This window comes from Atlanticothrix silvestris CENA357, from assembly GCF_016056295.1.
Taxonomy (GTDB): Bacteria; Cyanobacteriota; Cyanobacteriia; order Cyanobacteriales; family Nostocaceae; genus Atlanticothrix; species Atlanticothrix silvestris.
In genome coordinates this window covers 219279-245762 of sequence record NZ_JAECZB010000001.1, presented here as the reverse complement: position 1 = coordinate 245762, position 26484 = coordinate 219279, and the positions used below count along the sequence as shown (strand labels likewise).

General features: G+C 41.9%; 23 protein-coding genes. 8 read left to right on the top strand and 15 right to left on the bottom strand.

Annotated features, from left to right (window positions below; translation table 11 throughout):
* Positions 1-8 precede the first annotated feature (8 nt).
* Positions 9-1601: an FAD-dependent monooxygenase gene (locus tag I8751_RS01140; RefSeq protein WP_214437326.1), complete on the top strand. Its 1593-nt coding sequence runs from the start codon at positions 9-11 to the stop codon at positions 1599-1601.
* 129 nt (positions 1602-1730) lie between these two features.
* On the opposite strand, the gene I8751_RS01135 is transcribed toward I8751_RS01140, so the two are convergent.
* On the bottom strand, positions 1731-2327 hold the full coding sequence (locus I8751_RS01135; protein ID WP_214437325.1) for a DUF3318 domain-containing protein: 597 nt from the start codon (positions 2325-2327) through the stop codon (positions 1731-1733).
* Positions 2328-2627: 300 nt separating this feature from the next.
* On the opposite strand from I8751_RS01135, the gene I8751_RS01130 reads away from it, so the two are divergent.
* Positions 2628-2888, top strand: a complete 261-nt coding sequence (locus I8751_RS01130; RefSeq protein WP_214437324.1) for a hypothetical protein — start codon at positions 2628-2630, stop codon at positions 2886-2888.
* 116 nt (positions 2889-3004) lie between these two features.
* Here the strand turns inward: I8751_RS01130 and I8751_RS01125 are convergent, their stop codons facing one another.
* The 7 genes from I8751_RS01125 to I8751_RS01095 all read right to left on the bottom strand — a co-directional run bounded on the left by I8751_RS01125 (position 3005) and on the right by I8751_RS01095 (position 11419).
* A complete protein-coding gene (locus I8751_RS01125) occupies positions 3005-3172 on the bottom strand; it encodes a hypothetical protein (RefSeq protein ID WP_214437323.1) in 168 nt (55 codons plus the stop codon).
* Positions 3173-3393: 221 nt separating this feature from the next.
* A complete protein-coding gene (locus I8751_RS01120) occupies positions 3394-3606 on the bottom strand; it encodes a type II toxin-antitoxin system HicB family antitoxin (protein ID WP_214437322.1) in 213 nt (70 codons plus the stop codon).
* Positions 3590-3856, bottom strand: coding sequence for a type II toxin-antitoxin system HicA family toxin (locus tag I8751_RS01115; RefSeq protein ID WP_214437321.1), 267 nt, complete (start codon positions 3854-3856; stop codon positions 3590-3592). Before I8751_RS01115 ends, I8751_RS01120 begins: the two co-directional genes overlap by 17 nt.
* A 143-nt stretch (positions 3857-3999) precedes the next feature.
* Positions 4000-4575, bottom strand: a complete 576-nt coding sequence (locus I8751_RS01110; RefSeq protein ID WP_214437320.1) for a Uma2 family endonuclease — start codon at positions 4573-4575, stop codon at positions 4000-4002.
* Positions 4576-4955: 380 nt separating this feature from the next.
* Positions 4956-6758, bottom strand: a complete 1803-nt coding sequence (locus I8751_RS01105) for a GmrSD restriction endonuclease domain-containing protein (RefSeq protein ID WP_214437319.1) — start codon at positions 6756-6758, stop codon at positions 4956-4958.
* Positions 6759-6802: 44 nt separating this feature from the next.
* On the bottom strand, positions 6803-7378 hold the full coding sequence (locus I8751_RS01100) for a Uma2 family endonuclease (RefSeq protein WP_214437318.1): 576 nt from the start codon (positions 7376-7378) through the stop codon (positions 6803-6805).
* 54 nt (positions 7379-7432) lie between these two features.
* Positions 7433-11419 carry a magnesium chelatase subunit H gene (locus tag I8751_RS01095; RefSeq protein WP_214437317.1) on the bottom strand — a complete coding sequence of 1329 codons (3987 nt, stop codon included), beginning with the start codon at positions 11417-11419 and terminating at the stop codon, positions 7433-7435.
* A gap of 261 nt (positions 11420-11680) precedes the next feature.
* On the opposite strand from I8751_RS01095, the gene I8751_RS01090 reads away from it, so the two are divergent.
* Positions 11681-12961 (top strand): glycosyltransferase family protein, encoded by a 1281-nt coding sequence (locus I8751_RS01090; protein WP_214437316.1) that lies wholly within the window; start codon positions 11681-11683, stop codon positions 12959-12961.
* On the opposite strand, the gene I8751_RS01085 is transcribed toward I8751_RS01090, so the two are convergent.
* The 3 genes from I8751_RS01085 to ftsH form a co-directional block, all read right to left on the bottom strand.
* On the bottom strand, positions 12941-13528 hold the full coding sequence (locus tag I8751_RS01085; protein ID WP_214437315.1) for a hypothetical protein: 588 nt from the start codon (positions 13526-13528) through the stop codon (positions 12941-12943). The genes I8751_RS01090 and I8751_RS01085 overlap by 21 nt on opposite strands.
* Before the next feature lie 143 nt (positions 13529-13671).
* Positions 13672-14058 (bottom strand): hypothetical protein, encoded by a 387-nt coding sequence (locus tag I8751_RS01080; protein ID WP_214437314.1) that lies wholly within the window; start codon positions 14056-14058, stop codon positions 13672-13674.
* 364 nt (positions 14059-14422) lie between these two features.
* Complete coding sequence (gene ftsH, locus I8751_RS01075) at positions 14423-16327, bottom strand: ATP-dependent zinc metalloprotease FtsH (RefSeq protein ID WP_214437313.1); 1905 nt, start codon at positions 16325-16327, stop codon at positions 14423-14425.
* Between the two features lie 393 nt (positions 16328-16720).
* On the opposite strand from ftsH, the gene I8751_RS01070 reads away from it, so the two are divergent.
* Positions 16721-17266, top strand: a complete 546-nt coding sequence (locus I8751_RS01070) for an NADPH-dependent FMN reductase (RefSeq protein WP_214437312.1) — start codon at positions 16721-16723, stop codon at positions 17264-17266.
* A gap of 212 nt (positions 17267-17478) precedes the next feature.
* On the opposite strand, the gene I8751_RS01065 is transcribed toward I8751_RS01070, so the two are convergent.
* Positions 17479-18597: a ferrochelatase gene (locus I8751_RS01065; RefSeq protein WP_214437359.1), complete on the bottom strand. Its 1119-nt coding sequence runs from the start codon at positions 18595-18597 to the stop codon at positions 17479-17481.
* A 347-nt stretch (positions 18598-18944) separates the two neighbouring features.
* Between I8751_RS01065 and I8751_RS01060 the strand changes: the two genes are divergently transcribed.
* The 4 genes from I8751_RS01060 to I8751_RS01045 all read left to right on the top strand — a co-directional run bounded on the left by I8751_RS01060 (position 18945) and on the right by I8751_RS01045 (position 23959).
* Entirely contained in the window at positions 18945-19544 is a 600-nt protein-coding gene (locus I8751_RS01060) for a hypothetical protein (protein ID WP_214437311.1), read from the top strand.
* Between the two features lie 167 nt (positions 19545-19711).
* A complete protein-coding gene (locus I8751_RS01055; protein WP_214437310.1) occupies positions 19712-20971 on the top strand; it encodes an MFS transporter in 1260 nt (419 codons plus the stop codon).
* A gap of 139 nt (positions 20972-21110) precedes the next feature.
* Positions 21111-23012 (top strand): biosynthetic-type acetolactate synthase large subunit, encoded by a 1902-nt coding sequence (gene ilvB, locus I8751_RS01050; protein ID WP_214437309.1) that lies wholly within the window; start codon positions 21111-21113, stop codon positions 23010-23012.
* Positions 23013-23446: 434 nt separating this feature from the next.
* Positions 23447-23959 carry a fatty acid hydroxylase gene (locus I8751_RS01045; RefSeq protein WP_214437308.1) on the top strand — a complete coding sequence of 171 codons (513 nt, stop codon included), beginning with the start codon at positions 23447-23449 and terminating at the stop codon, positions 23957-23959.
* Here I8751_RS01045 and I8751_RS01040 read toward each other — a convergent pair.
* The 3 genes from I8751_RS01040 to I8751_RS01030 form a co-directional block, all read right to left on the bottom strand.
* On the bottom strand, positions 23956-24978 hold the full coding sequence (locus I8751_RS01040) for a zinc-dependent alcohol dehydrogenase (protein ID WP_214437307.1): 1023 nt from the start codon (positions 24976-24978) through the stop codon (positions 23956-23958). The genes I8751_RS01045 and I8751_RS01040 overlap by 4 nt on opposite strands.
* A 108-nt stretch (positions 24979-25086) precedes the next feature.
* Positions 25087-25275: a hypothetical protein gene (locus tag I8751_RS01035; protein ID WP_214437306.1), complete on the bottom strand. Its 189-nt coding sequence runs from the start codon at positions 25273-25275 to the stop codon at positions 25087-25089.
* Between the two features lie 54 nt (positions 25276-25329).
* Complete coding sequence (locus I8751_RS01030; RefSeq protein WP_214437305.1) at positions 25330-26397, bottom strand: glycosyltransferase family 4 protein; 1068 nt, start codon at positions 26395-26397, stop codon at positions 25330-25332.
* Between the last annotated feature and the right edge of the window lie 87 nt (positions 26398-26484).

Below are 26484 nucleotides of genomic sequence, written 5' to 3'. Positions count from 1 at the left end.
TTGAAACTATGAAGACAACAATTAAAACAGATGTGATTATCGTCGGAGCCGGCCCGACTGGGCTTTCGTTGGCCGTACAATTGATGCGTTACGGCATTGACTTTGTGATCTTTGACAAGAAAGAAGGTGTCACCGATTTGTCAAAGGCTTTAGTAGTTCATGCGCGTACATTGGAGATTTACGACCAAGTTAATTTGGCAGAAAAAGCCGTCCAAAATGGGGAGATCGTACAGAAAGGTATCTTGATGCATGACGGTAAAGTCAGCAGCAATATAGATTTTTCGGACTTCGGCGTACAACTGAGTCCTTTTCCTTTTATGCTCGTTTATGAACAAAGCAAAAACGAACATCTGCTTTACGAACATCTCCAACACAACAGGAAAGATGTTCAGTGGCAGACCGAAATGGAAAGCCTGACACAAGATAAGGAGGGTGTAACAGCGGTTCTTAAAGCTGCAAACGGCGAAACGCAGACGGTTGAAGCCCGATATTTAGTGGGTTGTGATGGTGCAAGCAGTCCAACGCGACATTTCCTAGGTCTCAACTTTGAAGGTTCGACCTACCCGCGCCTGTTTTATGTCGCGGATGTGGAGATGGAGTTCCCAGCAGAAGAAGGCACATTTTACGCTTCCTTAGGGCATGACTCTTTTGTGTTAGTCGTTCCCATGCAAAGCGGGAAACATTGGAGATTTATTGGCAACTTACCTGAATACAATGACAAAGTGGATCGAGAAGTGACCTACGATGAAATCGAAAACAAGGTCAAGCAATTGATGCAGCGTCCACTAGAGATTACGAATGTACGCTGGTTTTCGATTTACAAAGTGCATACTCGTCGCGCCGAGAAGTTCTCCGTTGGCAGATGTTTTCTGGCGGGCGATGCCGCACATGTCCATACACCTGCGGGGGGTCAGGGCATGAATACGGGTATCCAAGACGCTTACAATTTGGCATGGAAGCTCGCGTTTGTTTTGCGCGGCAATGCTAAGGATTCGCTTTTGCAAAGTTACAACGAGGAACGCCTAGCGAATGCGAAACGGCTCTTGGAGACTACCGACCAGTTTTTTGAAGTCGCGGCGGGCGACCAGTGGTATTTCCGATTTTTCCGCGATCGCATTTTGCCAAGTCTTGCTGGTTTTGTGACGCAGTTGGGAGCAGCAAAAGAGTTTCTTTTTCCAATGGTTTCTCAAATCGGACTGAACTACCGCCACAGTTCTTTAAGCAAGCATCAGGGCGATCAAAAGTTTGAGGTCAAAGCCGGGGATAGAATGCCTTATTTTCTAGTTGATGGAATGAATATTTACGACAGACTTCGTGATCCAAAATTTCACCTGCTTGTGTTCTCAGATGGGAAACACGATTATGAGGATTTGAAGGCGGAACTCGAAAATAAATACGGCAATTTAATCGACTTCAACGTCATTCCCCTTTATTTAATAGTCGGAGAAATCTTTGGCACTCACCGACCTTTCCAGGTACTGTTAAGACCTGACAACTATATTGGATTGATCTCCACAGATGTTTCCTTGAACGATCTCCAAGCCTACTTTGATGGTTTCTCAGACACTCATAAACGCTGCTTATCGACTGCTATCGCGTAAACACTACAAATAGGGTGATGCAAGCGATCGCCTCGTATTGCTCGTTCATCCTATCAATATCATGGTGGGATGAGATATTCAGATATGACTTTTTACACCTCGCTACCGCTGCGCTAACGTAATTCGTAATTAATTTTTTGGTATGCCAACGGGTGATAACCCAGCGATCGCCCGCAAGTTTTGGCAACGCATCAACTCGGTAAAACTAAAACTGGTACGTCCTTCAATTTTAGCGATCGCCTCAATAGCAGATAACAAACGCTGGGCAGCTTCAGTTTCAGAATAACCCCGCCGTTGGGCTACTCTAATGGCTGTGACATCGGCATTCAATTCTGACTCTTGAGATTTATTAATGCGCCAGATGCGAACTAAAGCGATCGCACTTAATCCCCCAGCGACAGCTACACCCACTATATCTGACTGTGCTGATTCTATTAATCCAGCCAATAGACCTGCTAGTACTACACCTTGATAAATATTGGGTTTAAACCACTTCACTCCTGCTAACCAGCTAACTTTTTGCAATAGTAGTAAATCCCGTTGTGGTTTCGTCAAGCGATGCCATAAGTCAAAATTAATATATATCGGTCGCTCCTGATTCCACGGCAAAGGAAAAACTGCATCAATTACCTTTGCTTGCTCTGGCTTGCTAACAATTTTTGTAGTCATCCGAGCAGAAGCAGGCATTACATCTAACAATCGCCGAATTTCAAAGTTTGGCTCCATAATTTTAAAAAGATTAAGACTAGGGAAGAAGCAGGGGAAGCAGTGTTTCGACTACGCTCAACAACCGGAGCAGGGGGAGTAAGAAGAGGGGGGAAAAGGGTAAAGGATGAAGAAACAAACCCTTTAACCCTTCCTTCCCCCTTACCCCTTCTTCCCAATGCCCCATGCCCTATTTTCTATTCCCCTTTTGTGCTAATCTTTGAGCAGTTTGATTGTGTAGTGGGATTCTATGGTACCCATTTATTCCAAGTTCAAAGCCTCAAAGTTTTGAATAACCATTAAGACTATATTTTTAACTACATGGACGCTTTTGCTCCCATCCCACCTAAATGGACAAACGAGGCAGTTCACGCTGATAAATTCTGCTGTCCTAAATGTCACTCAAGTAGCCTAGAAGCTCTGCAAGTTTGGATCAATCGGCGATCGCCTGTGATGACAGAAGATCATCGTCGCAAATGGCAAGAGTTCTACAGCTGTAACTGTGGTTTTGTTTGGTGGGCATGGAGTAGCGATCGACCTCCAATGGATATCGCTAATCAACAAGATTATAATCCTATGTAAGCATTTCTTAATTGCATGGAATGCAGACCTAACCCGCAGCCCCTTCCCTAGAAAGTAAGGGGAGTAACACTCAAAGCCTATCTCCTAAAAGGAGATAGGTCAAAACTTTACTGCACCTAATCGAGAATTGCTATAAATGCGATCGCATGTTGTCCAAGAGTGAGCGATTGCCTTACAGAAAATCTCAAAAATAAAACGTAGACGCGTAGCGGTGAGGCAGTCGCAATCCTGACGGTTTCCGTCGGTTGCGAACTGCCGAACCCGAAGGGCTTGTCGTTAGACATCGCCTATTGTGGAAGAGTGAGTGCGATCGCTTTGCAGAAAACCTCAACATTAAGGCAAGTGTCTGTTGTGTAAGAGTGTGCGATCGCCTTACAGAAAACCTTAAAAACAAAGGGTAGACGCATAGCGGTGAGGCAGTCGCAATCCTGGCGGTTTCCGTCGGTTGCGAACTGTCGAACCCGAAGGGCTTGTCGTTAGACATCGCGCTTTGTATTATCATAAATTAGGCAGAGATCAAACGTTGTCTTGCTTGAGGAATTGAACGACCTAGTTCTTGAGCAGTTTCAATCCATTCCTGCATAATAATTTCTACATTTTGCAGTGCTTTAATATAAGTTTCACCATCAGCAACACATCCAGGTAATTCTGGTACTTCGGCAATAAATGCTTGGTCTTCTTCACTCCAATAGAGAATTATTTCATAATGAAGTGTCATCTTGACCTCCTAATTGGTATTTAAGAATTACTGCACGAACTTGTTTAGCTTGATACGCTTTGGCTTGAGAACCTTTAGGTTGTAAATTAAGAATTTCTTCTATTCCCTCTTGGGTAAAAATATGGTGACTTCCGCGAATACGTTCATCAAACCCTAAATCACATAACAGTTGACGTAATTGGGTAAATGAAATGTTTGCATCAGATGTACCCAATAAAATTTTAGCTAGGAGTTTGTCTTGTTGGCTCACAACTTATGATTTTTACCTGAAATGCTTATGATAACTGAAATCGCACTTCGCATACTTCAGGGAGCGATCGCCTTGCAGAAAATCTCAAAAACAATGCGATACCTATGGTGAGCTACGCTAACGCATTTCGTATTTTAATCAATTCACCAGATACCTTTAAGATTAAGCACAAATTGCGGTAACACATCTTCTCCTGATAAAGTATCAGGAGATTGCAGCACTTCAACATCTCTACCAAAGCGATAAATTTCTACTTGCCGAATTTCTAAATCAATTAACCAACCTAATCTAGTACCGTTGTCTCGGTACTCTTGCATTTTATTTTGTAGCCTTATTAAACAATCAGTATCAGAACGCAATTCCACTACAAAATCAGGACATACAGGCGGAAATCTCTCTTTTTGCTCCTGTGTGAGACAATCCCATCTGTCACGTTTTAACCAAGATGCATCAGGCGATCGCACTGCCCCATTTGGTAAAATAAACCCAACCGAAGAACTAAAAGCTATACCTAGTGACTCATCACGATTCCACACTCCAAGTTGAGCAGTTAAATTAGCATTGCGGTTGCTGGTTAAGCCTCCTACTAAAGGCATTAGTAGCAATGTGCCATCAGCATTACGCTCAAATCTGATTAATTCATTTATCTGACATAACTGGAAGAATTGCTCATCTGTTATTTGAATAACAGGAGCAAAGTTAATAGTTAACGCATCCATAAAAAAAATTAAACTTGAATATTCCCATAAAATTTAATATAGAAGCGATCGCACTCCCCCATTACCAAAGCGATCGCTGATTGTATGATGTCATTTTAGGCGATCGCCTTACAGAAAACCTCAAAAGCAAAGCGATCGCCTGTTGTGAAAGAGTAGAGTGATCGCCTTTCAGAAAACCTCAAAAGTAAAGCGATCGCTGTTGTGGAAGAGTGAGTGCGATCGCCTTACAGAAAATCTCAAAAATAAAGCGTAGACGCGTAGCGGCTTGTCGTTAGACATCGCCTGTTTGGATGAGTGAGTGCGTTAGCGAAGCTCACCGAAGATATCGTTTTATTTAGGCTTTAAATTCCCAATCTTACGAAGTTGCCAATAATATTTTTCTATTGAAACAAGTTATATACCGCACTAATTTTTTCACCAGATAACTCTTGAGGTTGTTTTTCATGTCCATCTCTTATATAGAGCTTATTTTCATACCATACAGGCTCTTTTCCTGCTTGTATTTCAATCATTAATACTGTGTGATTATGATATGTTATGGGTGTTAATGCTGTATTAACGCAGGTTTTTAGCCATTCTGGTAATTTAGAATCCCTAATTTTTCGACTAATATTTAGTATATATTGATCGGGCGTTATGCTTTGAATTTTAGCCTCTCTTTCTATTCCAACAATACCGAATGGGAAAAATCTAGGTGCAGATATTTGATCAAGTGCTTCAATAAGTTCAGTATCTTTTTCTTTGTCAGATATTCCCAAAAATATATATCCTCTTTTTCCTTTGCCTAGATTTGCTATTGCCGCAATATTTTGACAAATTTTTTCAAAACAATTGTTATCGAAACTTCGATTAGAACGGTTTAATGATAATAATCCTTGTTTAAAATCATAATTTGGTGCTTCTGTTTTAGAGCGTCTTAAATAGTTCTCCAAGTCTATGGCATAAGAACCACTACTACGAGTTGTTGATGTTGATAATTTAAAATAATTTTGAATTAGTCCTTTCGTAAGACCAATATTTCTTGTTCTTTTATCTGCTGTAATACTAGCACTTACTTCTATTTTTGTCATAAGTCCCATTACCGCATTAAAAATTGCCTGATAATCAAAAGGTTCTTTAGATTCTTGAATAATTAGATCGTAAAAAGCCATAAATAATGTATAAAACGGCTCCTTAACTGGATTGCTAACTCCTCCATCACGACTAAGAATCCTTCTGAGGAAGTTTTTATCATTTCCTGAGTCTGTTAATGAGACTGAATTTACAGCATTTTTTATCTGCGATAGTATCGCTTTAATATCTTCTTTAAGGTTATCTGTTCCATATCGTGTAACAGCTAATTCTATTTCATCTGATTTATCTACGTCTCCCTTGCCATAATAATTATCAAAGTTTTCTTTTCTTGCTGGAAAAGGTTTTCCTAAAGCTATAGAAAGTATTATGTCTGCTAACAATTGTTCATCTGCACTCTCCCGCAAATCAGAGTTACTTATAATACCTTGACGACACCAGAATGTATCTTCTGCAAGGACTCCATATCCTAAATTAATAGATTTAGAATCAATACTAATCTCAGGCATTTCTGAAAGAGGAACAATTTCTCTTGATACATCACCTCGAATTTCACAAGCTAATAATCTAACTAATTCTGCAAAATTGCTAGTAACTCCAGCTGATCTTACCTCTTGAGCAGATAAATGTTTTCCATTGGAATTAATTCTATTAAATACATCTTCAATTTCTTTATTACTGTTAGCCTCATAGATAGTAACGGCTAATGAATATTCTAAAAAATCTATACATTCTTGAGCATTTAATAAATTTTCTATGCTTGTTTCTATTGGTTTAAATACTCCCTGATTACTTAGCTCATTAGCTAATGGATGCTTTGTAACATCAAAAAACTTACCATCAATTGAAAATTGGTTTTCGATAAAGCAAAAAATGGCATTTAATCGTTGCATTCCGTCAATGATTTCATACATATCCTTCCCATCTTTTTTAAATTTGCCAAATAAAATTAGTGGAATAGGATATTTTAAAAGTATGCTTTCTATTAAAGATGCTTTCTCTGTTTTCGCCCATACAAGTTTACGTTGGTATCTACGATTTACAATAAGATTATTTTCTCTATAAAGACGATATAATTCCAATATACTTATCCCTTTGGGTGTAATACTCATACTGTTTTATTATTTTTTAGTTTGCAATACATTTTTTATTTCAGTTACCAAATCGCCTCAAGGTTTAAAATAAAACCCTGTAAAACATCTTCTCCTGACAAGGTAACAGGCGATTCCAACACCTCAACCTCTTGTCCTTGCCGATAAATCTCCACTTGCCGCGATTTGCGATTAATTAACCAACCCAAACGCACATCATTATCTATGTATTCCCTCATCTTATCCTGTGCAACTTTCAAACTATCACTTGGTGAAAGTAACTCAACAACAAAATCAGGACAAATTGGAGGAAACTTTTGTTTTTCTTCTTCAGTTAAAGCATCCCATCGTTCTAACTTTATCCAAGAAGCATCAGGTGAACGAGCTGCACCATTAGGTAATTTAAAACAAGTAGAAGAATCAAAAGCGATGCCAGTACCATCAGCATCCGTCCAATTCATTAATTGTTGAGTGATTCTGGCATTCTTATTTCCGGTTTCTCCCCCTGTAGGTGGCATGATAATTAATTCTCCGGTTGCAGTGCGTTCAAACCTTAAGTCACGGTTTGCCTGACATAGATTAAAAAACTGCTCATCTGTCAGTTCCAATACTGATTGAAGGTTGACCGTTAAAGCATTCATAGTCATATTTCAGATTGAAAAGTTAAGGCAGGCATAAAGCCTGCCCATGTAATCCTAGTCTATCCCTTCAATCCGGTCTTCAACTTCTTGGTACAACTCGCGCAGACGATCTAAATTATCCTCGCTAGTCTCCCAATAACCGCGTCCATTTACTTCCAACAAAGTTGATACAATCTTGCGGAAAGAATGGGGATTAAGGTTCAACAACCGTTTCTGCATTTCTTCATCTTTAATGAAGGTTTCGTTAGTATCCTCATAAATCCAGTTATCTACAGCGCCGGCTGTCGCACTCCAACCTGTTGTATTCACCAACCGCTTGGAGAGTTCGCGCACACCTTCGTAACCGTGAGACAGCATACCTTCGTACCATTTGGGATTTAATAATTTGGTACGCGCATCCAAACGCACGGTTTCTGATAATGTCCGCACTTGGGCGTTAGCTGTGGTTGTATCTGCAATATAAGATGCTGGTTTCTTGCCATCACCACGCAGACTTGCCACAAGCTTGGTGGGATCTGAATCAAAGTAGTGAGAAACGTCCGTTAAGCTAATCTCGGAAGAATCGAGATTTTGGAAAGTTGCATCAGCAGTTTTTAATGTACTTTCAAAAATCTGCCGGGATTCGTCCATCATACCGGGGTTATCGGAATTGAAGGCGAATGATTTCCGCTTCAAGTACATTTCTTGCAACTCGGCTTCACTATCCCAAGTACTGTTTTCTACCGCCAAGTTGATATTTGACGAGTAAGAACCAGAAGCATTGGAGAAAACGCGCGTTGCTGCTTGACGCAGATTAATTCCCATGTCTTCGGCTTGCTGCAAAGCATGTTTGCGAACAAAGTTCATTTCTAAAGGTTCATCCGCTTCAGCTGCCATCTTCACCCCTTGGTCTAGGAGGTTCATCTGGTTAATGAACAAGTCGCGGAATACACCAGAACAGTTGATTACCACATCAATTCTGGGTCGTCCCAACTCTTCTAAAGATATTAACTCCAACTTGTTCACCCGTCCCAAAGCATCGGGAACTGGACGCACGCCCACCATCCACATAATTTGCGCTAGGGATTCGCCGTAAGTTTTGATGTTATCGGTTCCCCAGAGGACACAGGCGATGGTTTCTGGCCATTTTCCATCATTTTCTGCCTTATTACGTGCTAAAAGCCGATCTACGACGATTTTGGCTGATTGGACTGCTGCTGTTGTGGGGATGGATTGCGGATCGAGTGCATGGATATTCTTACCTGTAGGCAATACATCCGGGTTGCGGATGGGATCGCCGCCAGGGCCAGGTAGGACATACTCGCCTTCTAAGCCTTTGAGTAAGGCTCCTAGTTCGTTATCTGCACAAACTTGCTGGAGGCAAAATTCCAAATACTCGAACAGTGGTTTCAACACAGCAGTATCCACTTTGGGATAACCTGCTTTATGCAATGCTTCCACCCAAGGTTCTTTTTTACCCATATTGAAGAAATTCAACCGGGAGACTAAAGAAACTCGTCCTTCAGCATCAGTTTGTGCTTGCACTAATGCACCAACTGCGGTACGTGTTGCTAAGGTGATATCTTGCAATAACTGGACATCTTCTAAAATGCCTCGATCGCTATTTTGGTAAATATCGTCAATATTACGCCCAATACTGTTGGCGATAATTCCCGGTAAGCCTTGAAGTCCTTCTTCTTGACGATCTAGACTAGCAATATTGACGAGAGTTGCGATCGCTTCTTCTGCACTTGGCGGTTTACCAATGACGTGCAAACCACAAGGCAATAACCGCGACTCAATTTCCATCAACTTGCGGTAGACGTTGCCAACAATATTATCTCGTTCATCAGCACTCATGTCTCTGGCATCGGTTTCTGGCAGGTCAATATCCTTATCCAGATTCACGATTCGGCATTTATCCATGATGCTATTGACAATGGAAACACCGCGTCCACTATCTTTCAAGGTTTGGTAGGAAGCAATTAATTCACTGAGTTCCTTCAAACCTTTATACAAACCAGCATTTTCTGCCGGCGGTGTCAAGTAAGAAATTGTTTCGGCGTAACTCCGGCGTTTGGCAATTGTCGCTTCACTCGGATTATTAGCTGCGTAGTAATACAGGTTAGGAATTGAGCCAATCAAGTTATCTGGATAACAATCACCAGACATGCCCATCTGTTTACCGGGCATGAATTCCAAGGAACCATGAGTACCAAAGTGCAGTACAGCATCAGCTTGCCACACTTGCTCTAGGTAAGTGTAGTAGGCAGCAAAACCGTGGTGAGGACTAGCTGAACGGGAGAACAACAACCGCATCGGGTCGCCTTCGTAACCGAATGTGGGTTGCACACCGATGAAGACATTACCGAATTGCTTACCATAAATCAGCAGATTTTGCCCGTCGCTGTTGAGATGTCCGGGAGGTGGGCCCCAGTTTTCCTCTAAGCGTTGAGAGTAGGGTGTCAGCGCCTCATACTCAGGAACCGACATTTTGTAAGCAACGTTCAGTTCTGGGCTGTTGTACTGCGCTTGAGCGTCATGGATGACTTCTTGCATCAACGCTTCGGCGGATTCTGGCAATTCTGGTAAGTCGTAGCCGTTATTTTTGAGGGCTTTCATCACCTCGTAGATGGAACCGAATACATCCAAATAAGCGGCGGTTCCGACGTTGCCTTTATCTGGTGGGAAGCTGAAAACGGTAATAGCGACTTTTTTATCTAGCTTCGGTTTGCGGCGGAGGTTCGCCCATTTTAAGGCGCGTTCGGCTACCGCTTCAACTCGATCGCGCAGGGCGATCGCTTTGCCTGTAGTACCATCTCTACCTGATAATATAATTGGCTCAATTGCCCCATCTAATTCGGGAATCGCAATTTGCAATGCTACTTGAATCGGATGTAACCCTAAATCGCTATCCATCCACTCTTCTGTGGTTTGGAACACTAAGGGCAACGCCACCATGTAAGGACGGTTTAAGCGTTTAAGTGATTCAATTGCTTTAGGATGGTCTTGTCTAGCCGGGCCACCGACCAAAGCAAAACCAGTCAGTGATATCACTGCATCTACTAACTGTGTATTAGTATTCGGTTCATAAAAGTAGGCATCCACAGGCTTGGAGAAATCCAAACCACCAGCGAATACTGGCAGTACCTTTGCCCCCAAAGATTCCAACTCCTGCACGATCGCCACATAATGGGCATCATCACCAGTAACTAGATGTGTACGTTGTAGTACCAATCCAATACAAGGAGCTAGGGGATCTTTGAGATCTTTAGGGATATCCTTGCGGGCTGTGTACCAATTGAGATACTCTTTGACATCCTCAAACATATTCGGAGCCAAAGGATGCCAAATCCCTAAATCGGGATAAACCACTGGCGCTTGATATGCTGCAGATGCAAAATTTTGTTTCTCTACATCTTTAAATACATATTTATCAGCTAGCATCAACAAGAAGTTTTCCAGGTTTTCTGGAGAACCCCCTAACCAATACTGAAAACTGAGCATGAAATTCCGCGCATCCTGTGCTTTGTCCATCGGGAGGAACTTCAGCACTTGGGGTAGCGTTCGCAAAAGCTTCAGCATCCCATCTTGGAATCCGGCACCGGATTTTTCTTTGCGTTTCCGCATGAATTGGGCGATCACACTCTTCGACTGACCCAACTGTGCCAGAGAAAAGCTGCCCATTTTGTTTAGGCGCATTACTTCTGGCATCGAGGGAAAGACAACAGCGACATCCAAGCGATCGCGATATGGTTCAACTGCTGTAACTACTTTTTGTGCTAAGTCTTCTATGAAAATAAGTGAGGCGATAAATATATTTGCGCTCTCCATATCCCGTTTGAACTCTTCATAGTTCTCTGGGTCGCGGAGTTCCTCAATCAAGTACCCGCTGATTTCAATCGCCAGGTTGGGGTGATTAGAATTAATCTTCCGAACTGCTTGCGACAATGCGCTTTGGTACTGGGACTCAAGCACGACATAGACCACCTTGATTAAATTACGTCCGCGTAAGTTATCAGGCGCAATGTGTCTAATGGTGGACTTGACGTGGGTGAACATGCTTCCTCGGCTCCTTTGATGCGTGTTCTCTACTAAAAGTTTTTAGCGGCAATTAGACGCTAAAAATGACTTTTTCTCTTCGGCAATAAGAGTTTTTTATCAGAAAAACCTTACTCAGTGGGAATTTTATCGTCTATCTGACACAAATCGATATAAAAAATGAAATATTTATTATTGAATATTGAGAATGGCAAAAGTAATTACTCAGTATTTGTAACAAAAACTTAATATATATAACTATTGACAGTTGACTATTGACAAATGACTAAACAAGAATTTGATATTTTAATTCTCTCGAATGGCCCTGGTGAGGTAACGACTTGGGTGCGTCCAGTTGTCAAAGCACTGCGGCAAAAATTAGGAGATGACCGTTCTGTAGTGAGGATTTCAGTAATTTTGTCCCCTTGTCCAAATGCTACTGGCAAAGAAGCTGCGATCGCCCTTGCTTATCCAGAAGTAGATCGAGTCCAGAAAGCAGAGCATTTTTGGCAATTTTTGCTTAGGGGAAAAACTGATGAAAATTGGGACTGGAGAAGTCGCGGTGTAGTGGTTTTTCTCGGTGGCGATCAAATTTTTCCTGTAGTCATCGGCAAAAAATTGGGCTATCGCACAGTTGTTTACGCTGAATGGGAGGCACGTTGGCATAATTGGATTGATCGCTTTGGTGTGATGAAAGCAACAGTTGTTAAAGGTGTCTCTTTAAAATATGCTCACAAATTCACCGTCGTTGGCGACTTGATGCTAGAAGCCGCCGAGAGACCAGATTTAAATTCCCCATCACTTAAAACTGAATTGATTGGTTTACTGCCTGGTTCAAAAGCAGCAAAATTAGCTCAAGGTGTACCATTAACTTTAGCGATCGCAGAATACGTCTACGCCAAAAGACCCCAAACTAAGTTTGTGCTTCCCGTCGCCCCAACTTTGGATTTACAAACTTTAGCTAGTTTTGCCGATCCCCAAAAAAATTCTTTAGTTAACACTTTTGGCTCTACTGGTGCATCTTTAATTACCCCAGAAGATAGTAATTATCCTTATGTACTCAAAACAGCCACGGGCTTAGAAGTGGAACTATGCCAAAAAAACCCTGCTTATGAATTATTATCCCAATGCCGTATCTGTCTGACTACAGTAGGAGCAAACACAGCTGAACTAGGTGCTTTAGGCATACCTATGATTGTTTTGCTACCGATGCAACAACTTGATGCCATGCGTTCTTGGGATGGTTTACCAGGATTACTAGCTAATTTACCAGGAGTGGGTTCAACCTTTGCAAAGATGATTAACTCGATCGCATTAAAACGCAAAGGTTTATTAGCCTGGCCGAACATTTGGGCACAAGAAGAAATTGTGCCAGAACTTGTAGGTAAACTCCAAGCGCCAGAAGTTGGGGAAATAGTTTTAGACTGGTTGTCTCATCCACAAAAATTGGACGAAGTGCGAGCTAAGCTACACAGCGTCCGTGGTGAAAGTGGTGCAGCAAGTAAGATTGCACAGATTGTATGTGAGGAAATCGAACAACAATTAAAGGTCAACAGATTCTAAATCATCTGGTATTGTTGAGTCTTTAAGGGCATTACGAAAGTATTTGCCTGTCAGTCCGGTTGCTGAAAAAATAGGGGTACCAGCCTGGAGGTCAAAAATATAAGCAGTGTATTTTGTTGAACGAGGAGGATTGGAAGTTTGAAAGCCAGGAAACCCAGAACCAGAACCGCTAATGTCAAAATTTCCTTTGACTACTACTAATATCATTGGCGGTTCTTTACCCCCAAAGTCAAATTCACCAAATCCAGTGGCAGGAATTTCAGCAACTTTGATTGGACGGGCAAATATTGCTTCAGGTATACCACTGAGAATCTTGAATTGGCAAGATTTTGCAAGGGTATAGTTTACGGCAGCTTGCCTAATTTCTTTTTCCGAAGCTGAAGTTAGTGGACGCTTTTGAAATATAGTCAATCGATTGTTTTCTTCAGGAAATATTTTTTTGAGTATTTCAGGGGGAATATTGCTAGAGTGATTCTGAATTAAACAACGATCTGATAAAGCAGCTACAGATGATATCGCCCAAATACCAGTTGAAACTAATCCCAAGCTGACTAAAGCTTTTTTCATAATTGTATTTTTAATAACTTGTATTGCTCCATATTTTAATAAAATAACTTATATAAATGTATTTTCCAGCTTTATGGGCGTTTTACTCAGTCACGGGAGAAATGAGGAGGTAAGGAGTTTTTCCCTCGTCCCCTTCATCTGTCTTAATCTGAAGATTGTCCATCCCGGCGACCGAGTTCATAAATACCGGAACCAATACAGGCAAGTATACCTGTACTAATTGCCCAACTTTGACCTAAACTGATTTCCAACCCCCAGTTACATAAAGCGCCAATAACTAGAAACGGAATGATGCTAAACAGTGAGGCGTAAAAGGCGTTTTGGGATTCTCTGGCTTTACGAGTCTTTTCAAATTCTGACTGACTGGTGTAAAGCGATCGCTCGGCAAAGTTAAACCAGCGGTTTAGCTGCTCGATTACCCATTCACTAAGTCCCGAAAAGGCGAGATACAGCGCCAATGACCACAAACTCGCTCCAGCGATCGCGATCGTGTCCAATTCAAAACGGAAAGGAAAAATTTCAGTCAGCATGGCTTGGATGAGTCCTGCAAATGGTCAACTTGATTTCTCAGCGATGATCAATTGACCCTTTAAGCAATTTTAAGCATAAAGACTAACAGGATTTCTACTGCTGTGCCAATCTCCCGATTTTTTTCGGAGAATCAACAGCTAATTATGGGCGCTCGCAATACAGCAAAACAGTAGGGTGGCCATCAATACTTCTCACTTTGTGCATTTTTAATTCGGAATCGGGTTTTGGGAAAAGGTTAAAGGGGAAGGGTTAAAGGTTTTTTCTTTCCCTTTCCCCCTTCCCCTTTTCCCTTTAACCGAGAAGTATTGGGGTGGCCATTACATGCCCACCCTATAAGTATCACTATTTACTATTGGCTAACTTCTAATGAGATACAGGTAATTTTTCATCAGTCATCTGAGCATCTAACTGAAGATGTTCGGTGACTATTTGGCGGAATAATTCGCCGTCTATTGTTTCTTGATCTATTAATAAATCGACTAGATGCTCCAATGCTATGCGATGTTCTTGTAACAATTCTTTTGCCTTGATGTAGCAATTGTTAACGATTTCACGCACTTGGGAATCAATCTTGGCAGCAATTTCCTCAGAATATTCTGATTTATTCATCCAATCGCGTCCCAAAAAGACCTCTGTACTCTGACTTTCTAGAGACAATGGGCCTAATTCTGACATACCGAATTTTGTCACCATTTGTCGTGCCATCCCTGTTACTTGTTGCAAGTCATTGCCTGCACCTGTAGTTACTTCAGGCTTGCCAAAAACAATTTCTTCAGCGGCGCGACCACCCAAAGTAGCAGTAATTCTGGCTTTGAGTTGAGAACGAGAAACTAAGCCTTGTTCTTCATTCGGGGTAAACCAAGTTAATCCTAGCGCTTGTCCCCGTGGGATAAGTGTAACTTTTTGCACAGGGTCATGGTCTTTAAGCAATGTACCTATTAAAGCGTGTCCGACTTCATGGTAGCCAATCAATCGCTTGCTTTTACTATCTACTAAGGCTGTACCTTCCATGCCGGCTACTACCCGATCTACGGCATCATCAATTTCGAGGATGGTGATTGCTTCTTTGCGTCTTCTAGCGGTAAGAATTGCTGCCTCGTTGAGTAAGTTAGCTAAATCTGCACCAGTAAAACCAGGAGTCCGGCGAGCGATCGCATCTAAAGACACGCTAGCATCAATTTTCTTATTGCGAGAATGCACTTTTAAAATTTCTTGTCGCCCTTTGAGATCTGGTGCATCGACAATCACTTGTCGATCAAAGCGTCCAGGGCGCAACAAGGCTGTATCCAGCACATCTGGACGGTTGGTTGCAGCAATAATAATTATGCCGCTGTTACCTTCAAAGCCGTCCATTTCGGTGAGTAATTGGTTGAGGGTTTGCTCTCTTTCATCGTTACCACCACCAATACCAGCACCTCGTTGCCGTCCGACAGCATCGATTTCATCAATAAATATCAAGCAAGGAGCATTTTCTTTGGCTTTCTTAAATAAATCGCGGACGCGGGATGCACCCACACCAACAAACATTTCCACAAATTCCGAACCGGAAATGCTAAAGAATGGTACGCTTGCTTCCCCTGCGATCGCTTTTGCTAATAAAGTTTTACCAGTTCCGGGAGGCCCAACTAACAACACTCCTTTAGGAATACGCGCACCTATAGCAGTAAATCTTTCTGGCTGCTTCAAGAAGGTAACAACTTCTTGTAGTTCTTCTTTTGCTTCTTCGATACCTGCTACATCATCAAACTTTACTCCGGTTTTGGCCTCCATTTGGAAGCGGGCTTTAGATTTGCCGAAGTTCATTGCTTGGCTAGAAGCATTAGTAGAACGACGAAGGAACAAAAGCATTAAAGCCACCAAGGGCAGAATCCACATCAGGTTAATCAAAAGCCCAACAGCAGCTCTACTGTTGGCAGACGAAATTTCACCAAAATCAACGTTTTTTGCTTTTAATTTATTAATTAATTCTGTATTTTGATTCAAAAGCCTCACCTGTATCGGTGGAGTATCTGGCTTTTGTCCCTTGAGATATACTTTTGCTATTTGTTCGGTTTCGTCTAACTCTACTCTTTTAACTTCTCCTTTATCAGTTTTTTGGATCAGTTCACCATAAGTTAAAGAATCGCGCTCTGCTTTTTGCTGCGCCAAGGCGGGAGTACCACCAAAAATACCCGGCAACATGATCAAACTTGCTGCTAATGCTCCAGCCCAAGCAACACGCTTTGGTGAGTGCTGTTTTATCAATGCCTTTTTCCCGAAATTTTTCATAATAATTACCCTTTGTCTGGTGGCATCAGCCAAGCGCTGGTTTTATGCCTATTCTTCTAGCAAAAATCGCAATAACTGGAAATCACTATTGTCTAATCTAGTCTAACTTCTACGCAAAAACATTCTTCATGCTACTCAAGGAATGCATACTTTCATTGAGGCTAATTTTCATCTTTGGTTAGATGATTACAAATTAAAACTTGTTAGGTTAGAAATTATAACGTTTATGACTGGGAAGTCATAAATCAGAATTGGGGAACAAGCTCAATGGAATTGTAATTTGACTATGAAAAGATAAATCGCTACTATAAACATAGTCATAATGACTACGCATTTTAAAAATTCTGGTTATGGTAGCCAATTTAGTTAATATTGCTGGGTGAATTGTGAATTATGGTTAAAATTACTGGACTTGGTGGTAGCTTAAGACCCGAATCTTATACCCAGTTAGCTTTGCAAGTCGCAGCGCAACGGGTAGAAGCTTTAGGTGCAGAGGTAGAAATATTAGATCTACGGCAGCTAAATTTACCATTTTGTGATGGTGGAAAAGAGTATCCACAATACCCAGACGTTCAGCGGTTACGTGATGCTGTTCGTAACGCCGATGGATTAATTTTGGCAACACCTGAATATCACGGTGGCGTTAGTGGTGTTCTCAAAAACGCTCTTGACTTGATGAGCTTTGATGAGCTGTCTGCGAAAGTCACAGGATTAATTAGTGTATTGGGTGGTCAATCTAATAGCAACGCCCTAAATGACCTTAGGCTAATTATGAGATGGGTACACGGATGGGTAATTCCAGAGCAAATTGCAATTGGGCAGGCTTGGGGTGCTTTTAATCCTGAAGGCAAACTGCTGGATGAAAAACTTTCCCAACGATTTGATCAGTTTGCTCAAAGTTTAGTTGATAACACTCGTAAGCTACGAGGTGTTGCTTAAAGTTTTGTCAGTTGTCAGTGGTCAGTTGTCAGTTAGCAACTGGCATTAAGTGGCGTTGATGTATTAAATCAGATCAAAAGCAACTGACCCTTAAGGGTGAATCCTGCGGATACGCTACGCGAGGATTAGTTACTCGCTGGGAAGCCACTGCGTTCGAGAGAAGACCGTAATAGCTCACAACTGACAACTGACCAGCGTAGCGTCAATATTTTTTAGTGATGATGGTGATGATGATGAGTGGCTGCTAACTGCGGGTTAACCGTTGCAGCTTGCTCGTTCTTCAACTCAGCAATATGAGCATTCGCCCACTCAGCGGCCATTGCCAAAAACTCTGGGTGGTCGTTGACACACGCCATCTGCACGTAGTCTACACCAGAATGCTTTTTCTCTAAAGCATGGATGATATGGTGGACATCCAGTAAAGTTTCGTGATTTTCTGTAGCAAAGCCAATTGGCATAAAGATTATTACTTTTGCCCCCAATTGAATGAGGTTATTAGCTGCTTGCTCTGCATTTGGCAGCGTCCATTCAATTAAAGGTGTATCATGATTTAGCCAACCCACAGAAATTAAAGGATAGCGGTTAATCAATTTGTCACGAACCAAATCGTACAGTGCTTGACTTTCGGTAATCCCAGAGGTGAAACCTTTGGCTTTGTGAGGACAACCGTGGTTCATTAATACAATACCGATTTGAGAAGGTAGATAAGCTGTTGCTAAGTCAGCGTTAATTTTCTCCTCAACCAAATGAGCCATCAAGTCTATATAGGCTGGTTCGTTGAAAAACGAAGGGATGTAACGTAGTGCTTTCACCCAATGCTGTTCACCATCAGCCATATCGGCTAAAGCATTGTTCACTTGCTCGATCGCAATTCCACTGGTGAAAATAGAATCAACAACCAATAGTGGGTAAATTAGAAGTTTATCGAAGCCAAGGCTTTGAATTTCTGCCAGAACTTGATTTGGTAAAAAAGGAGCGCAGAAGTTAAAGGCTTTGAAAACTTGGACGCTATCACCCCACTTGGCTTGTAATTGCTTTTCGATACCAGCGCGTTGCTGTTCAAAAATAGCATTATGTGGGGAAATAAAATCATGGTGTGTATGTCCCCACTCATGGCGATCAAATAATGCCAGTAGTTTGGCTAAGGGAGGATAAACCCAAGTTGGTACTGGTGCAAATTTTGCTGTTAGTAGATTTAAAGCCTGTTCATTATAATTAGCGAAATCTTCGTAGCTTTCGACTTCGCCGTAGCCCATGAGTAATACGGCTACTCGATCCTGATTTGATAGATGCTCGTGGGTGGCGTGCAGTTTTTCCGGCGTGGCAACCACAATTAATTCCTCACTCAATATAACCAGAGTGGAGAGCATATTTAGCTAGAACATAGCATTATTTTTGCTCTGACTCGTGAACTGCTATCCTATCCGGGGGGATAGGATGACTATAAGAATGATAACAATATCTCGAAAGACATACGTGGGGTTATTACTACATACTGAGTATTGGAAAATAAAATTTTTCATATCCTGTATCTATTAACTGATTTAAACAAAAATGAAATTTTTATATAATTAAGTGGCAAGTTTGAATCCATGAGCTAATTTTTTCTGCACTATATCTACCAAAAAACACTTATAAACTTAGTAAAATTGAATGCCAATAAATTAATTGTAGAATTGTGAAATCTTTAAATACGAAATCACAAACAAGCATAATCATTTGTCCTGGAATCCATGATGCAGAACTAACCCAAAGCTTTATATCAGGATGGTTAGATTCAGATGCTGATGACTCAATCTGTGAGAATCAAGTAAATATAGTGGTTCTTCCAGGACAAGGTTTGTTGGCTTTATCATCACTGCACATTTTGCAGTTTTTGCGCGATCGCTTAGGGGATAAGCTAGAATCGCCAATTATATTCATTAGCTTTAGTGCTGGTGTGGTTGGAGCGATCGCTGCGGCTTGGAAGTGGCAACTTTTAGGCGGTCATGTCAAAGCATTTATTGCTATAGATGGATGGGGAGTACCACTATGGGGTAATTTTCCGATTCATCGCTTGAGTCATGATTATTTCACACACTGGAGTTCTGCACTGCTGGGTAGTGGGCAAAATAATTTTTACGCACAACCACCAGTAGACCATTTATCTTTGTGGCGATCGCCACAAACAGTCACAGGCTGGTGCATAGATTCATCTGTTAATATTCCTCCCATACAAGTTCGCCTGAGTGCAGCCGAATTTTTACATTTACTGATAAAACACTATGAAGAAAAATAGTCCGGAAAACAGAATGAGCCAACAGGAGTGAGAAATAAAAGGGATTTTACGGTGGAGTGTTCAGGCGATCAAGTGATAGGGTGAAATTTTTCCACTGCTATACTTTCCCACCTACCGCTTGACTTTAGTTCCCCATCTACCTTAGTCACTAATTCCTAAGTACCTAAATGTTTCCAACTGAACCGGCTGCTGTTAATAATGGGTTTGGCACCGTCCTCAAAAATCGTTCTTTTATGCTCCTGTGGATTGGACAATTAGTGTCCCAGTTAGGAGATAAAATCTTTTTCGTTTTAATGGTTGCTTTGCTGGAAAATTATCCGCACCCTCCTGGGACGGAAAACTCCATGTACTCAACTTTAATGGTGGCGTTTACAATACCAGCGATCTTATTTGGTTCTATTGGTGGTGTTTTTGTTGACCGCTTCCCGAAAAAACTCATTATGGTCGGCTCTGATGTAGTGCGGGGATTAATGATATTAGGGATTCCTCTTTTTCCCAAAGAGTTCGTAGTTCTGCTGATATTTGTTTTTATCATCTCCTCCTTGACGCAATTTTTTGCGCCAGCGGAACAAGCCGCCATCCCACTTTTGGTACGAAAAGAGAATTTATTAGCAGCTAATGCCCTTTTTAGCAGCACTATGATGGGAGCCTTAATTATCGGCTTTGCGATCGGTGAGCCAATATTAAGTGCAGCTAAAAATTGGTTAGGGCCGAACTATGGTCAAGAGCTTGTAGTCGGGGTGTTATATCTTTTATCCGCTGGGATTATGCAACCGATTAATTTTCGAGAAAACAAATCCGTTAGCGATAATCAGGCGGTAATCCATCCTTGGACAGACTTTAAACAGGGTTTGCGCTATCTGCGGAAAAATCGTTTAGTATTAAACGCCATGTTGCAACTAACAACTCTGTATTGCGTATTTGCAGCATTAACAGTACTAACGATTAGATTAGCAGAAGAGTTTGGCTTAAAAGAAAAACAATTTGGCTTTTTCTTGGCAGCGGCTGGGGTAGGTATGGTATTGGGTGCAGCTATTTTAGGGCACTGGGGTGAAAAATTTCATCACAAACCTTTACCCCTACTAGGATTTTTAATGATGGCACTGGTTTTAGGATTATTCACTTTTACCCACAACCTGTTAATAGCCTTAGGACTTTGTGCTTTTTTGGGTTTAGGAGCTTCCTTAATTGGCGTACCTATGCAAACCTTAATTCAACAGCAAACACCGCCTAATATGCACGGTAAAGTATTCGGCTTTCAAAATCATGCTGTTAATATTGCCCTATCAGCACCCTTAGCGATTACAGGGCCATTAACTGATGCTTTAGGCTTGCGAACTGTATTGGTGGGGATGAGTGTTGTGGTGGTAGTTGTGGGTGTTTGGGCTTGGCAAAATACCCGTAGAGTCTTACAAGATGTACTTTAACCAAATAATATTAAAATAATAGTCCGTTCTCATATTTAAAATAGAAAGTTACATCAACATTTGATTTAACTTTTCAATTAAAATGAAATCTTAACTACAGAATTTAAGCGTTAACTTAGCTATCGTCTGAGGTTTGACCGTGACAGTGCGCCTGCCTTCCCTAACTAGTCCCTCACAGACCGAGAATCAAGTCCAGTCTGCTGTTTCCAAAGCATCAGATGTGACAACACCCAAACGGGCATCTGGTGGCTTTGCTCTACTTGACAGCCTCCTGCGCCACGACGTTGAATATATTTTTGGTTATCCAGGTGGGGCAATCCTACCGATTTACGATGACCTGTACAAGGTAGAAGCGACTGGCGCGATTAAACATATCCTAGTGAGGCACGAACAAGGTGCAGCCCACGCCGCTGATGGCTATGCCCGCGCCACTGGCAAAGTTGGAGTCTGCTTTGGTACGTCAGGCCCCGGTGCAACTAACTTGGTGACAGGTATTGCCACAGCCTATATGGACTCAATCCCGATGATTGTGGTTACAGGACAAGTCCCACGGGCATCGATTGGTACGGATGCGTTTCAAGAAACCGATATTTATGGGATTACCCTACCTGTAGTCAAACACTCTTATGTAGTGCGTGACCCCAAAGATATGGCACAGATTGTTGCCGAAGCCTTTCACATCGCCAGTACTGGAAGACCGGGGCCAGTTTTAATTGATGTGCCTAAAGATGTGGCATTAGAAGAATTTGACTATGTACCTGTAGAACCAGGCTCAGTCAAGTTGCGGGGGTATCGTCCGACATTGAAGGGAAATCCTCGCCAAATAAATGGTGCAATTCAGTTGATTCGTGAAAGTCGCCGTCCATTATTGTATGTGGGTGGGGGTGCGATCGCTGCTAATGCTCACGCAGAAGTTAAAGAACTAGCTGAGTTATTCCAAATTCCTGTTACTACAACTTTGATGGGTATTGGTGCTTTCGATGAGCATCATCCCTTGGCGTTGGGCATGTTGGGAATGCATGGCACAGCCTACGCCAACTTCGCTGTTACCGATTGTGATTTGCTAATCTGCGTCGGAGCCAGATTTGATGACCGAGTGACTGGTAAATTAGATGAATTTGCTTCTCACGCTAAAGTCATTCACATCGATATTGACCCCGCAGAAGTTGGCAAAAATCGGGTTCCAGAAGTTCCTATCGTCGGTGATGTGCGCCATGTATTGGTTGAATTGTTGCGTCGGTGCAAACAATTAGGAATCAAAAATAGACCCAATCAAACCGAAGAGTGGTTAAACCTAGTTAACCGCTGGCGGCAAGATTATCCTTTAGAAGTACCGCAGCACTCTGACAGTATCTCACCCCAAGAAGTCATTGTAGAAGTTGGTAGCCAAGCGCCCCACGCTTTCTACACCACAGATGTCGGTCAACATCAAATGTGGGCAGCACAATTCCTTAAAAATGGCCCAAGACGCTGGATTTCTAGTGCCGGCTTGGGAACAATGGGTTTCGGCGTACCTGCGGCAATGGGTGCTAAAGTTGCCTTCCCTGATGAAGAAGTTATTTGTATTAGCGGCGATGCTAGTTTCCAAATGTGTTTGCAGGAACTTGGTACACTTGCACAATATGGTATTAATGTCAAGACCGTGATTATGAATAACGGCTGGCAGGGAATGGTACGTCAGTGGCAACAAGCCTTTTACGGCGAGCGTTATTCCTGCTCAAATATGGAAGTAGGGATGCCAGATATAGAATTGTTGGCTAAAGCTTATGGGATCAAGGGGATGGTAATTAGCGATCGCGCTCAGTTAAAAGATGCGATCGCCGAAATGCTAGCACACCAAGGCCCAGTAATCGTAGATGTGCGAGTTACCAGAGACGAAAACTGCTATCCAATGGTAGCACCAGGTAAGAGCAATGCCCAGATGATTGGCTTGCCTAAACAACTACCAAAAGCCGCAGTAGAACCAGTTTATTGCAGCCATTGCGGTACAACAAATCAGCCCAACCATAACTTCTGCTCTGAGTGCGGTAATAAGTTGTAGAAGATAGGCCATTGGACATAGGGAATTGGGCATAGGTAGGGAAAATTCTTCCCTAACCTCTAATCCCTAGCCCCTAGCCCCTAGCCGTTAACCTAAATTTGTACTATTTTTAACTCAATCTTTGCTTATACCGTATGTCTTCGTAAGAACATTATGATGTGAAGACAACAAAGTACGGTATACCTATCAGTAATTAGATGTATCAATTTCATAAATCTAAAGCCAAAAGCCAGATCACAAACTCCCACAAGTTGTTGTTTCCTAAATTGAGGATTATAGATTCTTGAAACTGCAACTGCCTAAGTTACTTAGTACTCTGAGCCGAACTAGCTGCACAGCTGCTTAGAGAGTCTAAAAATTATAGGTGTCGATGCACCCAGCATTATATCTGCATCTTTTTTGTGGAGTTTTCTTACTGAATGTGAGGATTGTAAATGCTTGAGGCTATAGCTGTTGCTTGGCTGTTATTGTTTTTTGGCGATTTTCTATCGACCTTCTGCTACCACGTACCTGAGCATGTTTTTGGTAGCCTCCACCTCAGAACACACCACTCCTGGAAAAAAGATTTCCGCCACTACGCGATTTTGACATTTAATTCTCAGGTTCTTTTAGATGGGATACTGGGAGCATTGCCTTATTTAATCATGGCTGTACTTCTGTGGTCTTTCTCTCCCATCGGTGTAATTGCTGGATTATTACTTGGTCAGTTTCACGTTTGGTGGAGACATATAAGTGTCTTAGGTTGGCAAACTCCAAAATTGGTGAATATCTTATGCCAGCTTTTATTTATTACTACTCCTGAGAGGCACTGGTTACACCATCACAAAACTAGCTTGGGTTACGGTGATATTTTTACTTTCTTTGAGCAGCCGGCACAAACTTGGTTACGCTGGTTAAGGCTGATGAGGCTTAATTTCTGGAAGACTGGGGAGCCTGCAAAACACTAAGGAATCATTGCTACCTTAATTACCTTTCGTGCCTTCATGTCACAAAACACCTGCTCTAAGTCTTTTAACTTACGCTGTTCACTGATGAGTAATTCAAAAGGTATTTTACGACTCGCAATTAGTGACAGCGCCGCCCGCACATATTTGGGAGTGTTGTGAAATACTCCTTTAAGAGTAAGTTCGCTGTAGTGCAGCTGTTCTGTATTAACTGTAATAGTGCTATCTCGTGGGCAGCCACCGAATAAATTGACAGTAGCACCAGGACGGGCACAAGCGATCGCAGTTTCCCAAACGCTGGGTACACCAGTGGCTTCAATCACCACATCTGCACCCCAGCCTTGGGTGAATTGTTTTACCACACCGGCAATATCTGAAATTTGATGATAGTTAAAGGTTTTAGCTGCACCGAATTTTTGACCAATTTCTAATCTATGGTCATTTCCTCCCCAAAGCAACACTTCAGTAATTTCAGCTAAAGCTGCCACAAACATCAGCCCAATGGCTCCATCTCCCAACACAACTACTCTGTCTTGGGGTTTAATGTTAGAACGGGCTACACCGTGCAGTACACAAGCTAAAGGTTCCGTCATGGCTGCCAATTCCCACGGCAACTCATCGGGAACTCGCAATAAATTATGCTGTACTATGGTTGCGGGAATTTTTAAGTACTCCGCAAAAGTCCCGTTATTCCATGTCAAATTCGGACATAACGAATATTCTTGATGTTGACAAAAAAAGCATTTCATGCAGGGGGCTGAATTATTAGCTACGACGCGATCGCCTATTTGCCAACCATTAACGCCTGCTCCCAATGCTACAATTTGCCCTGCTGCCTCATGACCAAATAATGTCGGCGGCTTCAGCATCTTGGCATGACCACCGCGCCGCCAGACTTTTAAATCTGTACCACAAGTAGTGGCTGTCCTTACTTGAATCACTATTTCCCCATCTGCTGGAGTGGGGTCAGTAACCTGTTCTAAACGTAAATCTTCTTGACCGTACAGTAATGCTGCTAACAAGCTTTTGACCTATCAATTAGCTCCACCTGATTTTACCAAGTAGAGCTAACAGATTAGAAAATTCGCCTTATTTTAACAAACTTAGTGCCCAAATTTTTTCCTACTTGATCAACTCACATTAGTAGTAGTTTGAGGAATTACTCCCGTATTGCGAGTATCTATATTAGGCAAGCGATTGACAGTTAAAAGTGGTACTTCTTGTCGGCAAGATATACAAAACCAGTACAGTTCGCTATGACGAACATGACGCAGGAGGGAACCACCGCAGCACGGACAGATATTGGCTCTCATACTCATTCCAATGTCCTCCTAAAGAAAAGTTGTTGTTTAAAACAGACAAAAAAATTTTAATTAAAACCGGATTTTAGCGGCGTGTATGTAACCATTTAAATCAATGCGGCTTTTGATAAGACGTTCATAGACCGCTTCATAATCGCTAACCATTTGGTTCACGCTAAATTTGTTTTCTACATATTCACGACAGGTTTGACGATTGAGTTCTAACGCCGCAGGAATCATTGCTGCCATTTCTGCATAACTTTGGCAGATCAAGCCTGTTTTGCCATGAGCAATCACTTCCTCTACCGAACCTAAATTAATGGCAATTACTGGTGTACCGCTTGCCATAGATTCAATCATTACTAAACCAAAAGGTTCTTGCCAGGTTATAGGGAAAAGAGTTATTGCAGCATTGCCCAGAAGTTCAGCTTTTTCGGCGTGGTTAATTTCGCCTAAATATTCAATTTTCTGGCCATCAATGTGGGGGGCAATTTCTTGTTCAAAAAACTTTGAATCTACTACATCAACCTTTCCTGCCATCTTCAAGCGCCAACCACTTTGCTTAGCAATAGCGATCGCATGTTGGGGCCCTTTCTCTGGAGAAAAGCGTCCTAAAAATGCTAAATAGGGCGATTCTTGAGGTTGAGCCACAAATGGATAATCGGCTAATTCAATCCCGTTATAAACTGTGCCAACATAGTTTAATTTGATTTGACGCTGGGCGTTACTAATACTGACGTATGATTGGTGTTGGTGTTGACTAAATATGTGACGATTGTCCTTGGTAAAACTGCCGTGCAGAGTGTGTACTGTGGGAGTTGATACCAAATTCGCTAAAGGTAGTGCCCTGATCCCTACATGAGAATGAATAATATCGAATTCCGCAGCTTGCTGGTAAACTTGGCTCAGTTCTAGCGTTTCATACACTGCATACTCTTGGACATTGTGGTCTAAGCGCAATGCACGCGGGTAAACTGCTTCTAAATAAGCCAAAGTTTGAGAATCGCCAGAGGCAAACAAAGTTACCTCATGACCGCGACGAACTAGTTCATCGGTCAAGCGACTTACTACCAGTTCAATTCCTCCATAATTAAGAGGTGGAACTCGTTCCCATAAGGGGGCAACTTGAGCGATTTTCATAAATTTGTTGGGGTTCAGCCGTTAAATTGGTTCTCAAAGTAAAGACTGAACATTATTTTATGAGGACAAGCATTTGTACTTACTTTT